Below are 13833 nucleotides of genomic sequence, written 5' to 3' on the forward strand. Positions count from 1 at the left end.
CCCATGAAAATCCGTGAGTTCGCCGTCGAAATGTGGATGAACCGCTATGAGCTCGAGTGCGAGCTCAACCTTGCCGAGACGTGCGTCGAGTCGCTGACGGTCGCCGAATTGCTGGAGATGGCGGGGCGGACCGAGACCCTCCTCTCCGAACTGCTGCCGCTAAAGCTGACCTATGGCGCCATCGAGGGCAGCGACCGGCTGCGCGGGCTGATCGCGGGCATGACCGAGACGGCGCAGCGGGAGAATGTCCTCGTGACGCATGGCGCGATCGGGGCCAATGCGCTGGTGCACCAGACGCTGGTCGAACCCGGCGACCGCGTCATCTCGGTCCTGCCGACCTATCAGCAACATTATTCGATCCCCGAAAGCTATGGCGCCGACGTCCGGATATTGCGGTTGCGCGAGAAGAATGACTTCCTGCCCGATCTCGACGAATTGCGCGCGCTCGCCACCCCCGGCACGCGGCTGATCGCGATCAACAATCCGAACAATCCCACCGGTTCGGTCATGGACCGGGCGATGCTCGAGGAGATCGTCGCAATCGCCCGCGGATGCGGCGCGTGGCTGCTCTGCGACGAGGTCTATCGCGGTACGGGACAGGACGGCGACGGGATGACGATATCGATTTTCGACCTCTATGAGCGCGGGATCAGCACCGGCAGCATGTCGAAATCCTTCTCGCTCGCCGGCCTGCGGTTGGGCTGGATCATTGCGCCCGTCGATCTTGTCCACCCGATCACGGTCCACCGCGACTATAATACGATCAGCGTCGGGATGATCGACGACCATCTCGCCGCGATTGCCCTCGAGGCACGCGATGCGATCCTCGCGCGGTCGCGTGCCATCAGCCGGACGAACCTTGCCATCCTTGCGGACTGGGTGGACCGCGAACCACTGATCGACTGGATCAAGCCGCGCGGCGGCACGACGGCGATGCTCAAATACGATCTGCCGGTTCCGTCGGAAGCCTTTTGCCTCGACCTGCTCGAAAAGACGGGCGTGATGATGACGCCGGGAAGCGCGTTCGACATGGAAGGATATGTCCGGATCGGATACTGCAACAACGAGGCGGTATTGCGGGAGGGACTGGCACGCATGTCGGATTATCTGGCCCAGCGGGGCGTGTGCGCCGATGGCTGACGTAGGCCCGGCGGCGGGAGAACGCGGCGATGTGCTGGCGCATGTCTCGAGCAATCTGCGGCGGTTACGGCGGAGGTCCGGATTGAGTCAGGGTGCACTGGCCGAAGCGTCGGGCCTGAGCCGGCGCATGATCGTCAACCTCGAGAGCGGCGACACCAATGTCAGCCTGTCGAGTCTCGACAAGCTCGCCGACGCATTGGGGGTCGATTTCGTTTCGATGATTGCCGACCCGGCGGCGAGCAGCCAACGCATCGACGCCGTCGGCTGGCGCGGCGCCGGGGCGGAAAGCAAGGGCGTGCTGCTCGGCAGCGCGCCGGCGGGGCGCGAGGCGCAGCTCTGGCAATGGTCGCTTGCGGTCGGCGAGCGCTATCAGGCCGAGCCCGATCCGGCCGGATGGCACGAGATGGTGTCGGTCGCCGAAGGACGGCTGCGGATCGAGAAGGAGGATGGCATCGTCACCGTCGAAGCCGGCGATTTCGCCATCTACAGCAGCGCACAAAGCTATGCTTATGCCAATGCGGGCAGTGCGGTGGTCCGCTTCCTGCGTGTGGTCGTCAGCTAAGCCCCGGGGCTCGATCGGGCGATGGCGATGAGCATCGAATCCGTTGTGTCGGATATCATCGCCGCCATCGGCGAACCCGACTTCGCCGCCGTCGCGGCCGGCACCCTCTGCGCTCTCGCCGAATTCGACCTTGCGGCCGTCGTCGCGCACCGGCCGCACAGCCGGTCGCGCATCCTCCACGAAAATTTCGGCGCAATCGGCCATCGCGCCGGTCTCGACACCTATGCGCGCCGGACCTGCCGGTTCAACCCGATGCTTCGCGGCGCCAGCAGCGGCGCCATGCGCGCACGCGACTATCGCGGGCGCTTCGCCGACATTCCGGAGAGCATGCGTCCGCACCTGATCGAGGCGCCGCGCGAAGAGCTGGGATTTCGGACCGTCGGCTGGCCCGAGCGGCAAGAGGAGATCGGCGTCTATTTCCCCGGCTGGGGCGGCACGATCGAAATCGGCCTGTACCGCGAGCGCAGCCGCCGGCCGGCGCGCGCTCGCCTGCTGCGGGCCCTGGGCGAACTGGCGGGACCCGTCGGCGCCGCATTCGAGCGCCACCGCCTCCTCGCACCAGCGTCACGACCGACGACGTCCGGCTGGCCGGCACGGACCGGCGTCCTGTCCGCGCGCGAGGACGAGATTTGCCGGCTTCTCCTCGCGGGCTGCTCCAGCGACGCCATCGCGCTGCGGCTGTCGCTCAGCCGGCATACGGTGAAGGATCACCGCAAGAGCATCTTCCGGAAACTCGGGATCAGCGCCTTGGCGGAATTGTTCGCGCTGGCGCGGTGATCCCACGCCGGGGGGATGGCGGGTGCCCGCGGGCCGTGCCAATCGTCGGCGACCAGCGAAAGGGTTTCATCATGCGCTATGTCCGAATGCCGATCGAAGTCGAATCTCCCGAAGAATATGGATATGGCAATATCCGCTTCAATCTCTCCGAAAGTTCGATCGCCGATCAGTCGCTCGGCAGCCTCGGCCTGACGATCCCCGATCTCACTCTCCTTTATGGTGAACATCGCGGCAGCCCCGCGCTGCGCGAACTGGTCGTCGCCGACGAACCGGCGCTGACCGCCGACGACGTCCTGATCGCGGGCGGCGCGGCCGGCGCCCTGTTCATCATTGCCACCGCCTTGCTCGGGCCCGACGATCATCTGGTGGTGGTCCGGCCGAACTATGCCACGAACCTCGAAACGCCGCGTGCGATCGGATGTCCGATATCCTTCGTCGATCTGACATTCGAGGATGGCTTTGCCCTCGATGTCGAACGGCTGGCGGCCGCCGTCACGCCACGGACGAGGCTGATCAGCATCACTTGCCCGCATAACCCGACGGGGGTGACGATCAGCGAAGAGGAATTACGCCGGATCGCCCGGTTCGCCGCCGAACGCGGCTGCCTGTTGCTGGTCGACGAAACCTATCGCGACCTGTCGCTGACCGGCAAACTGCCGATGGCGGCGACGCTCGGCAAGCATGTCATCAGCGTGTCCTCGCTGTCGAAGGCCTATGGCGTCCCCGGCATCCGGGTCGGCTGGATCGTCAACACCGATCCCGGGCTGCAGGAGGTTTTTCTCGCCGCCAAGGAACAGATCAGCATCTGCGGCAGCGTGATCAACGAATGGGTCGCCGAACAGATATTGCAGCGCCGCGACGCCTTCCTCACACCGACGCTGGCCGAATGGCGGCGGCGGCTCGACCGGATTGCGGCGTGGATCGACGGAGAGGAACTGCTCGAATGGGTTCGTCCCTCGGGCGGCGTCGTTTGCTTCCCCCGCATGAAGGCCGATCCGCCGGGCGGCACCGAAGGCTTCTACCGCCGGCTGCTCGAGGATCATGGCACCTATGTCGGGCCCGGGCACTGGTTCGAAATGTCCGACCGCTATTTCCGGCTCGGCTACGGCTGGCCGACCGCCGAGGAACTCGAGGGCGGACTGGCGGGCATTTCGGCCGCTTTGCGCGGGTCCTGACGGAGCCTTAAACGCGTCAGGCCGCGAGAAAGGCGTCCAGCTCGGCCAGCAGCAAGTCGGGCACCTCTTCCTGCGGACTGTGGCCGCAAGGCAGGGCGCGGCCGCGCACGTTGCGCGCCTTCGGCCGCCAGCTTTCGAGGACATCGAACAGGCTGCCCACCGTGCCGAGGCCGCCCCAAAGGAGGAGCAGCGGCGCCTCGATCAGCCGGTCGGCATCGGCGGCATCATGGTCGAGGTCGATGCTCGCCGCCGCCCGATAATCCTCGCAGATCGCGTGGCGCGTCGCGGGGTCGCGGTAGCAGCGGCGATATTCGGCGACGACACGCGGGTCGAGCGAGCCATCGACCTTGATCTGGCCGGCGAGGTGGCGGTCGAGAAAATGATCGGGGTCGGCGGCGATCATCCGTTCGGGCAGGTCGAAGGGCTGGATCAGGAAGAACCACCAGAAATAGCGCGTCGCGAACTCGCGGTTGGTCTCGGCATACATCGTCGCCGTCGGCGCGATATCGAGCAGCACGAGCCGCCCGACGCGGTCCGGATGGTCGAGCGCCATCCGGTGCGCGACGCGCGCGCCGCGATCATGCGCAACGACGTCGAACCGCTCGAAGCCGAGCGCCGCCATCACCGCAATCTGATCGGCCGCCATCGCCCGCTTCGAATAGTTGCGATGGTCGGCGTCGCCGGGCAGTTTTTCGCTGTCGCCATAGCCGCGAAGATCGGTCGCGACGACGGTGAAGCGCTTCGCGAGAACCGGTGCGACCTTGTGCCAGGTCAGGTGCGTTTGCGGATGCCCGTGCAGCAGCAGCAGCGGCGGCCCCGAACCGCCCACGGCGGTACGGATGCGAACCCCGCCGGCGTCGATGTCCTGCCAGCGAAAGCCGGGCAAAAGGTCGGGATATTCAGGATAGGCGCTCATCGCTTCCTGCATCCATAAGCCACGGCTTGCGCGCGAGATAGGCCTCCTCGAACGCCCGGATGCGATCGGCGTGGGTCAGCGTCTCGCCGATCCGGTCGAGTCCGAGCATCAGCGCGCGCCGCGTGGCAGGGTCGATGTCGAAACCGGCTATTTGCGCGCCCGTCTCGATCCGCTGCGCTTCGAGATCAATCGTCATATCCCCTGCCCCGCCTTTGAGCTGCGCCGCCAGCGCTGCAACCTCGGCGACGGGCAACGACAGCAGGAGCAATCCGTTGTTCGCCGCATTGTCGGCAAAGATCGCGCCGTACGACGAACCGATAATCCCCCTGATGCCATATTGCAGCATGCCCCACACCGCATGCTCGCGCGACGATCCACAGCCGAAATTGGGTCCGACGAGCAGAAAGCGGGCGTCCGCCATATCGGGGCGGTTGAGGATGAAGTCGCTCCGCACCGCGCCGGTTTCGTCGAAACGCAGGTCGTGGAAAAGCCCCACCGCCAGCCCCGACCGGTCGATGCCTTTGAGGAACGCTTTCGGCATGATCACGTCGGTATCGATATTGGCGCCGGGCATCGCCGCCACGCGTCCCGTTTCGCGGACGAACCCCTTCATCGGGCCGGCTCCGCCGCGGCGAGTGTCCGCACGTCGGCAAGCCGCCCCGTGACGGCGGCCGCGGCGACCATCGCCGGGCTCATCAGGTGGGTGCGTCCGCCGATCCCCTGCCGTCCCTCGAAATTCCGGTTGGTGCTCGACGCGCATCTTTCTCCCGGCGCCAGGCTGTCGTCGTTCATCGCGAGGCACAGCGAGCAGCCCGACCGCCGCCACTCGAACCCCGCCTCGACGAAGACGCGGTCGATGCCTTCGGCCTCCGCAAGGCTGCGCACATGGCTGCTGCCCGGCGAAATCATCGCTCGCACGCCAGGCGCCACCTTGCGCCCCCGCAAGATTTCCGCCGCGTCGCGAAGATCCGACAGACGGGCGTTCGTGCACGATCCGATGAAAGCGCGATCGATCGCGATCTCCTGCAGCGCCATGTTCGGCGCGAGGCCCATATAGGCCATTGCGCGCACCGCGTCGGCACGGCGTTCGGGCGGCAGATCGTCCGGATCGGGAACCCGGCCGGTGATCGCGAGCGACTGGTCGGGGCTGGTGCCCCAGCTTACCATCGGCGGGATATCGCCGGCGCTCAGCGAAAGCTCCTTGTCGAAGCGGGCGCCCGGGTCGCTGCGCAGCGCGTCCCATTCGATACGCGCCCGCGCGAACAGCCCGGCCGAAGGCGCGCGCGGGCAGCCCTCGATATAGGCCGCCACCTTGTCGTCGGGCGCCATCAGCGCAACGCGCGCGCCGCATTCGACCGCCATGTTGCAGATCGTCATGCGCGCCTCGACGCCCAGCGCCGCGATCGCATCGCCGGCAAATTCGACGGCATGTCCGGCGGCGCCGTCGGCACCGATCCGCCGGATGACCTCCATGATGAGGTCCTTCGCCGTCACGCCCGGCGCCAGCGTCCCGTCGACGGTGATCCGCATCGTCTTGAGCCGCCGGTAGACGAGCGTCTGGGTGGCGAGCAGATGCTCGATATCCGACGTGCCGATGCCGAAGCCGACGACCCCGAACGCGCCGTAGGTCGTCGAATGGCTGTCGCCCGCCGCGATCACCATCCCCGGCAGCACCAGCCCCAGTTCGGGCATCACGACATGCTCGATACCCTGCCGCGGATCGAAAAGATCGAAGATCTCGATGCCGAAATCGCGGCCGTTTTCGCCCAGATATTCGATCTGGCGGCGCGCCCCGTCGTCGAGCTGCCCCGCCTCGCGGTCCGGGTTCGTCGAATTGACATGATCGACGACGCCCAGCGACGCCGCCGGCCGCCACGGGGTTCGCCCGGCGGCGCGGAGGCCGCTGAACGCTTGGGGGCTTGTATATTCGTTGAGCACCGTTCTATCGATATAGAGCAACAATCGTTCGCCAGCGCCGCCGGATTCGTCGAAAGATAATATGCGGTGTTCGTCGACGATCTTGTCGTAGAGCGTTTTGGGCGCCGACATTCTTCTACCCTTCCTGCGGTCTTGCGGGGCTGGGCTTACCGTGCACGGTTCTGGCTATGCCAATGCCGGGACAGTATCAATTGATGCGACGAGTGGAATCAAATGGATATCATGTGGCTCGAGGACTTCATCAAACTCGCGGATGAAGGCAATTTCTCCCGCGCCGCCGAGGCGCGCAACCTGACCCAGCCGGCCTTCAGCCGCCGCATCCGCGCGCTCGAGGACTGGGTCGGCGCGACGCTGGTCGATCGCGATACGCACCGGATCGCCCTCACCGAAGCGGGTCAGGCCTTTCGCATCCTCGCCGAAGAGATATTGCGGCGGCTGACGCTTGGGCGCGATCATGTCCGCGAAATCGGCGGGACGCTGAGCAACGAAATCCGCTTCGCCTCGACGCACGCGCTGTCGACGACCTTTTTCCCGTCGTGGCTTCGCAGCCTCAGCGACGGCCAGGAAGCGGGAACGATCACGCTGATCGCCGACAATATGGTGGCTTGCGAGCGCTTCATGCTCGAAGGAAAGGCCGATTTTCTCCTCTGCCATCACCATACCGCGGCGGCGCACCGCCTCGATCCGGCCGGTTTTGCGTCGCTCCTCCTGGGACAGGACGTGCTGCTTCCGGTCGCGGCGCCGTACGAGGACGGATCGCCGGCACATCGGCTCCCCGGGTCGGGCGACCAGCCGCTTCCCTATCTGGAATTCGAGGACAAGTCGGGCATGGGGCGCATCCTGCAGGCGGCGCAGGTGATCTCCGCAGGCTCGGCGGCGCTGCGCACGGTTTTCCGGTCGCATATGGCGACCGCGCTCCTGTCGATGGCCCGCGACGGCCGTGGGCTGTGCTGGGCGCCGCTCAGCCTTGCCGGCGAAGATCTCGAAAGCGGACGCCTTGTCGCGGCGGGCGATGCGAGCTGGCACGTCCCGATCGAAATCCGCATCTACAAACCGATCGCGCGGCGAAGCCCGAGCGTCGAGGCCTTCTGGACGTCGCTGAAGAATCGGATCAGGTCGGAAGCCGCCTGAAAGCGCGCGCAACAAAGCTGCGCCAACCCCGCCCGCATCGCACGAATGATTCTATGTCGAACCGGCATTGGGATCGATGACCGCATGTCCATAGACAGGATGGGCCCTTGCACTATCCGGCAAACGAACGGCTTTGGCAGGGGTTCAGGGCGGAGAAAAAACATGATCCAGGGATCGGCAACGGCAGCCGCTTGCGGCAAATTCAGAATTTCCACTTCCATCCTCGCAATCTCCCTTTTCGCGAGTCTGGCGGGCGCGGCGCACGCACAGGACGTCGCCGAACCGGTCGACGAACAGGGCGTTGCGGACGGTAACGACATCGTCGTCACGGGGTCGCGCATCGGCCGTCCCGTCCTCGACCTGCCGACCCCGGTCGGCGTCGTTTCGTCGGATACGCTCGAAAACAACAACGCCCAGTTCGACATCGGCCGCGCGCTCGCGCAGCAGCCATCGATCGGCTTTTCGGGCAGCATGCAGCAGAGCCAGCAGACCGGCGCGTCGGGCTCGCGCGGCGAGAATAGCGGCGGCCTGGCCCTCGTCGACCTGCGCAGCCTCGGATCGAACCGCACGCTGGTGCTCGTCAACGGCAAGCGCCGCGTCGCCGGCGCGACCGACAGCACCGCGATCGACCTCAATTCGATCAACCCCAATCTGATCGAGCGCATCGAAGTGATCACCGGCGGCGCGTCGGCGATCTACGGTTCGGACGCCGTGTCGGGGGTCGTCAACATCATCCTCAAGGATAATTTCGACGGCGTCCGCATCTCGTTCAACGGATCGCAGCCGACGCGCGGCGGCGAAGGGCTGACCTACGGCGCCAGCCTCGTCGCCGGCATGAATTTCGGCGAAGGGCGCGGCAATATCACCGTCGCCGGCGACTATGCGAAGGTGAAGGAAATCACGCCGAAGCAGGCGGGCATGAAAAATTACGTCGCGATGCTCAATCCGGCCGACACCGGTCCCGACGACGGCATCCCCGACATGATCGTCGTTCCCGGTGGCGAAGCGCTGCGCTTCTCCGGCTATGGGGTCGTCGGCTTCAACAACGACACCGGCGGTCTCGGGCGCTTCGTCTTCAACGACGATGGCACCCCCCGCCCCTTTCCGACGCCCAGCCTGAGCGACGGCAGCCTGTTCGGCATCTTCGAAAACTGCGGCACCGCCTGTTTCCGTTTCGACGATTCGATCTCGCTCGTCCCCGACATCGAGCGTTACAACCTCAACCTCAGCGCCCATTATGACATCAGCGACAATGTCACCGCCTATTTCGGTGCCGACTATAACAACACGTCAAGCTATGGCCGCGGCCAGCCGGTGATCCGGACGGGGCTGGCGATAAACGTCGCCGAGAACGCCTTCCTCAACGAAGACTTCCGCGACGACCTGCTCGCGGCGGGGGCCACCACCCTGCGGCTCGACCGCCTGTTCACCGACCTTGGCCTCCGTTACAGCCAGGTCGACCGCAACAGCCTGTCGTTCGTCGGCGGCCTGAAGGGCGAATTCGAAACCGGCTTCGCCGATCTTCGCTATGACATCTACGGCACCTATGGCCGCACCAAGGCGAAGTTCATCGGCTACAACCGCCTCGTCGTGCCCAACCTGCTCGCCGCGATCGACGCGGTGGTCGATCCGGCGACCAACGAGATTCGCTGCCGGATGGACGTTCCCGCGCTACAGCCGGTCGGCTATGTGCGCCCGAACATCCAGGGCGGCGGCACCTGCGCGCCGTTCGATCCCTTCGGTTCGGTCAACAGCTCGCAGGCGGCGCGCGACTTCGTCACCGCGACGACGGTCTCGAACGCCTTCATCCGCCAGACGACGGCCGGCTTCTCGCTCGCCGGCGACAGCGAAAAATTCCTGACCATGCCGGGCGGCGGCGCGATCGGTTTCGCGATCGGCGCCGAATATCGCAAGGAACGCAACGGCCGTACCACCGATCCGCTGGTCAAGGGCGGCTTCACCAACCAGGCGGCGACGCAGGATTATGAGGGCGGCTATCACGTCACCGAATTCTTCGGCGAGCTCAGCATCCCGATCCTGACCGACATGCCCTTCACCAAGCTGCTGTCGATCGAGGGCGCGGTGCGCCACGCCGACTATAGCCACGCCGGGCAGGCAACCTCGTGGAAGGTCGGCGGCATCTGGGAGCCGACCGACGGCCTGCGCCTCCGCGCGACGATCGGCCGCGCCATCCGTGCCCCGAACATCTTCGAAGCCTTCCGCCCGAGCGAGGGGCAGACGACCAACGTCGACGACCCCTGTTCGCAGACCAACATCGGCGAAAATCCCAACCGGGCGGCCAATTGCGCCACGCTGGGTCGTCCGGCGGGCTTCGTGCCGCTGAACGGGGGGATCGGCGTCCCCTTCATCGTGTCGGGCAACCTAAACCTGCGTCCCGAAGTATCGGATAGCTGGACGGCGGGCGTCGTCCTGACCCCGAACTTCCTGCCGGGCCTGCAAATCTCGGCCGACTGGTTCAACATCCAGATCGACGACGCGATCAGCTTCCTCAGCCCGCAACAGATCGCCGAAAACTGCGTCGATCGCGCCGGCGGACCCGACCCGGACCTGTGTTCGCTGATCACCCGCGACATGAACACCGCCAGCCCGAACTATTTCGGCATCACCGGCGGCAACAGCACCTATGTCAACACCTCGAAGCTGGAAACCTCGGGCCTCGACACGCAGATCTTCTACACCCTCCCGGTGGGCAACGGCAAAATCTCGACCAATCTGGCCTTCACCTATCTGCATCGGCTGCGCACCTATACCTTCCAGGCGCGCCCGGATCTCTACACCGTGCTCGAAGGCTTTTACGGCTATCCCAAATATAAGGGCGTCGTCGGGCTGACCTATTCGAACGGCCCGCTGACTCTCGGCTGGCAGGGCCGTTATCAGTCGAGCCAGAGCCTGACCGACATCTCGCCGGGGATCAGCCGCGAACTGATCGCGCCGCGCAAGACGGGTTCGCGCTTCTACAACGATATTTCGGGGTCCTACACGCTGCCGATGAACGGGCGGCAGGAAGCGAAATTCTCGTTCGGCGTCAGCAACCTGTTCAACGTCAAGCTGCCGGTGATGGAATCGGTTCAGGTCATCGATCCGTCGGGGGGCGGCTTCGATCAGTTCGGGCCGGTCGTCCGGCTCGGGCTCGAAGTGAACTTCTGATTTCGGCCGACAGCAATGAGGCTCGCGTCATGGACGCGGGCCTCATATTGTTTGCGGACAACAACGCGATACCGGCCCGGCAGGAGGGGCAATGATGACCGCTGAAACGATCCGTCCTGCCCGCCAGAGGGGGTTCCTCGGCTTTGTCGAGCGGGCCGGGAACCTGCTGCCCGACCCGACGATCATCTTCATCTACCTGATCGTCGCGTTGATGCTCGTCTCCGCGCTCGGGGCGGCGCTGGGGTGGAGCGCGTCGCTGCCCTATTCGGGCAAGACCGCCCCCGCCAACGCCGAACTCGCGAACGGCATCCTCACCTATCGCGCCTCGAGCCTCTTCTCGGCCGACAATATCGCGCGCCTGTTCACCGAAATGCCGAAAACCTATGCCAGCTTCACCCCGCTCGGCATCGTCCTCACCATCATGATGGGCGCCGCGGTCGCCGAGCGATCGGGGATGTTCTTCGCGCTCATCCGCGGTTCGCTCCGCAACACGCCGCGCCGCTATATGACCCCGATCATCGCGGTGGTCGGCATGGTCTCGCACCACGCCGCCGACGCCGCCTATGTCGTGCTGATCCCGATGGCGGCGGTCCTGTTCGCTTCCGTCGGACGCCATCCGCTCGCCGGGATCGCGGCGGCGCTGGCCGCGGTGTCGGGCGGTTATGCGGGCAATATCATGCCCGGCCAGCTCGACGTGCTGCTGTTCGGCTTCACGCAGGAAGCGGCGCGGATCGTCGAGCCCGGCTGGACGATGAACCCGCTCGGCAACTGGTATTTCATCCTCGGCATCGTCGTCTTCTTCACGCCGATCGTCTGGTTCGTCACCGACCGCATCGTCGAACCGCGGCTCGGCACCTGGAACGAGCCGGTCGACGAAGAACTGCGCGCCGATCTGGAAAAAGGCGACCTCAGCGACGACGAGCGGCGCGGGCTGCGCCACGCCGGGATCGCTGCCTTGTTCGTCGTCGCGCTGTTCGCCGCGCTCTGCCTGTGGCCCGGCTATACCCCCTTCATCGACCAGAGCGCCGAAGGGCCGATCCGGCTGCAGCCACTCTACGGCTCGATCATCGCCGCGTTGTTCCTGCTGTTCCTGCTGACCGGCGCGGTGTTCGGGCGCGCCGTCGGAACGGTCAAAAACTCCAACGACATCATCGCCATGATGCGCGAGGGCGTGAAGACGATCGCGCCCTATCTGGTCTTCGTTTTCTTCGCGGCGCATTTCGTCGCAATGTTCAACTGGTCGGGCATCGGGCCGATCGTCGCGATCAGCGGCGCCGAAAAGCTGCAGGGGATGGGCCTGCCTGCGCCGCTGCTGCTGGTCTGCGTGCTGCTGCTCTCGTCGCTGCTCGATCTGTTCATCGGATCGGCGACGGCGAAGTGGAGCGTGCTGTCTTCGGTGGTCGTGCCGATGTTCATGCTGCTGGGCATCAGCCCCGAAATGACCACTGCCGCATACCGGATGGGCGACAGCTACACCAATATCATGACCCCGCTGATGAGCTATTTCCCGCTCGTCCTCGTCTTTTGCCAGCGCTGGGACAAATCGATGGGCGTGGGATCGCTGCTTGCGCTGATGCTGCCCTATGCGCTCTGCTTCATGGCAACGGGCATCCTCATGGTGGTGGCATGGGTCGGCTTTGACCTTCCGCTCGGCCCGCACGCGCAGGTATATTATCAGGTCGCGGCCCATGCGGTACCCTGACGGAGCGGAACCATGAAAATCGCAGCGGAACATATAAGCATGTCCAATCGGCATTGGGGTCGGCCCAGCCCTGCCCCTAGTCTTACCTTGCCGCTGCGCCAGGAGGTGCGTCCCCATGTCCGTTGACCTGACATCACTCGAAGCCGACATGACCGCCTGGCGCCGGCATATCCACCGGCATCCCGAACTCGGCTTTCACGAACAGGGCACTGGCCGCTTCATCCTCGACCTGCTCGAAGAATTCGGGGTCGACGAGGTTCACACCGGCATCGGCGGCACCGGCATCGTCGCGACGATCCGTGCCGGACAGGCGAGCCGCGCCATCGGCATTCGCGCCGACATCGACGCGCTGCCGATGACCGAACTCGCCGAGTCCGATCACAAAAGCTGCACGCCCGGCGTGATGCACGCCTGCGGCCACGACGGCCATACGACGATGCTGCTCGGCGCCGCCAAGCATCTGGCGGCGACACGCAATTTCGACGGCGCGGTGCACCTGATCTTTCAGCCCGCCGAAGAATCGCTCGGTTATCAAGGACCGGGCGGCGATCCCGACGGCGGTGCGAGCGCGATGATCCGCGACGGGCTGTTCGAGCGCTTTCCGATGGAGGCGATCTTCGGCATCCACAACCGCCCCGGCATCGCCGCCGGCAAGCTCGCCGGGCGGGCGGGCGCGCTCTATGCCGCCGCCGACAAGTTCGAAATCACTGTGTCGGGCAAGGGCGGCCACGCCGCGCGCCCGCACCTCACCATCGACCCGGTCCTCGTCGCGGCGCAGATCGTCATCGCGGTGCAGAGCATCGTCGCGCGGAGCACCGACCCGATGGACGCCGCAGTGGTGTCGATCTGCAAGGTCGAGGCCGGCACGGCGTTCAACATCATCGCCGACGAAGCGCGGATGGGCGGCACGGTGCGCACGCTGTCGCGCGCCAGCCAGGATGCGGTGGAGAAGCGGCTGCGCGAAATCGTCACCGGGGTCGCGGCATCCTTCGGCGCCACCGCCGAACTCCATTACGAGCGCGGCTACCCTGCCCTGCACAACCCGGCCGATCTTTATGCGAAAGTCCGCGATATCGCGATCGGCGTCGTCGGCCCCGACCGCTTCGTCGACCTCGACACACCGGGGATGGGGGGGGAGGATTTCGCGCGCTATCTCGACGTTGTGCCCGGCTGCTTCCTGCTGCTCGGCAACGGCGACGAGGGGCCGGGATCGGTGATGCTCCACAACTCGCACTATGCCTATGACGACAGCATTTCGCCGACCGGTGCGGCGCTGTGGGTCGCGCTGGCCGAGGCATTCCTGCCAAAATAACCCGGAGACGAT

At 65.6% G+C, this 13833-nt stretch carries 11 protein-coding genes; 8 read left to right on the plus strand and 3 right to left on the minus strand.

All coding sequences use genetic code 11. The features are described from left to right. Positions 1-3 precede the first annotated feature (3 nt). The 4 genes from AN936_RS13885 to AN936_RS13900 all read left to right on the plus strand — a co-directional run bounded on the left by AN936_RS13885 (position 4) and on the right by AN936_RS13900 (position 3654). Positions 4-1140 carry an aminotransferase gene (locus tag AN936_RS13885; protein ID WP_054588656.1) on the plus strand — a complete coding sequence of 379 codons (1137 nt, stop codon included), beginning with the start codon at positions 4-6 and terminating at the stop codon, positions 1138-1140. Beyond that, complete coding sequence (locus AN936_RS13890) at positions 1133-1702, plus strand: XRE family transcriptional regulator (protein WP_054588657.1); 570 nt, start codon at positions 1133-1135, stop codon at positions 1700-1702. The genes AN936_RS13885 and AN936_RS13890 overlap by 8 nt, the downstream gene beginning before the upstream one ends. A gap of 27 nt (positions 1703-1729) precedes the next feature. Further along, entirely contained in the window at positions 1730-2479 is a 750-nt protein-coding gene (locus tag AN936_RS13895) for a helix-turn-helix transcriptional regulator (protein ID WP_054588658.1), read from the plus strand. Between the two features lie 71 nt (positions 2480-2550). After that, a complete protein-coding gene (locus tag AN936_RS13900; protein WP_054590299.1) occupies positions 2551-3654 on the plus strand; it encodes a pyridoxal phosphate-dependent aminotransferase in 1104 nt (367 codons plus the stop codon). Positions 3655-3670: 16 nt separating this feature from the next. Here the strand turns inward: AN936_RS13900 and AN936_RS13905 are convergent, their stop codons facing one another. The 3 genes from AN936_RS13905 to leuC are packed head-to-tail and all read right to left on the minus strand — an operon-like array spanning position 3671 to position 6619. Next, the gene (locus tag AN936_RS13905; protein ID WP_054590300.1) at positions 3671-4570 is read right to left on the minus strand and encodes an alpha/beta fold hydrolase; all 900 of its coding nucleotides are present in this window, start codon (positions 4568-4570) and stop codon (positions 3671-3673) included. Then, the gene (leuD, locus tag AN936_RS13910) at positions 4554-5183 is read right to left on the minus strand and encodes a 3-isopropylmalate dehydratase small subunit (RefSeq protein ID WP_054588659.1); all 630 of its coding nucleotides are present in this window, start codon (positions 5181-5183) and stop codon (positions 4554-4556) included. Before leuD ends, AN936_RS13905 begins: the two co-directional genes overlap by 17 nt. Continuing rightward, on the minus strand, positions 5180-6619 hold the full coding sequence (gene leuC, locus AN936_RS13915) for a 3-isopropylmalate dehydratase large subunit (protein WP_054588660.1): 1440 nt from the start codon (positions 6617-6619) through the stop codon (positions 5180-5182). Before leuC ends, leuD begins: the two co-directional genes overlap by 4 nt. A 102-nt stretch (positions 6620-6721) precedes the next feature. Between leuC and AN936_RS13920 the strand changes: the two genes are divergently transcribed. The 4 genes from AN936_RS13920 to AN936_RS13935 all read left to right on the plus strand — a co-directional run bounded on the left by AN936_RS13920 (position 6722) and on the right by AN936_RS13935 (position 13821). After that, positions 6722-7639, plus strand: coding sequence for a LysR family transcriptional regulator (locus AN936_RS13920; protein WP_054588661.1), 918 nt, complete (start codon positions 6722-6724; stop codon positions 7637-7639). A 162-nt stretch (positions 7640-7801) separates the two neighbouring features. After that, positions 7802-10807 carry a TonB-dependent receptor plug domain-containing protein gene (locus AN936_RS13925; protein WP_054588662.1) on the plus strand — a complete coding sequence of 1002 codons (3006 nt, stop codon included), beginning with the start codon at positions 7802-7804 and terminating at the stop codon, positions 10805-10807. Positions 10808-10901: 94 nt separating this feature from the next. Continuing rightward, on the plus strand, positions 10902-12509 hold the full coding sequence (locus AN936_RS13930; protein ID WP_054590301.1) for an AbgT family transporter: 1608 nt from the start codon (positions 10902-10904) through the stop codon (positions 12507-12509). A gap of 115 nt (positions 12510-12624) precedes the next feature. Then, entirely contained in the window at positions 12625-13821 is a 1197-nt protein-coding gene (locus AN936_RS13935) for a M20 aminoacylase family protein (protein WP_054588663.1), read from the plus strand. The last annotated feature ends 12 nt before the right edge of the window (positions 13822-13833 follow it).

The sequence above is a fragment of the Sphingopyxis macrogoltabida genome (genome assembly GCF_001307295.1).
Taxonomy (GTDB): domain Bacteria; phylum Pseudomonadota; class Alphaproteobacteria; order Sphingomonadales; family Sphingomonadaceae; genus Sphingopyxis; species Sphingopyxis macrogoltabida_B.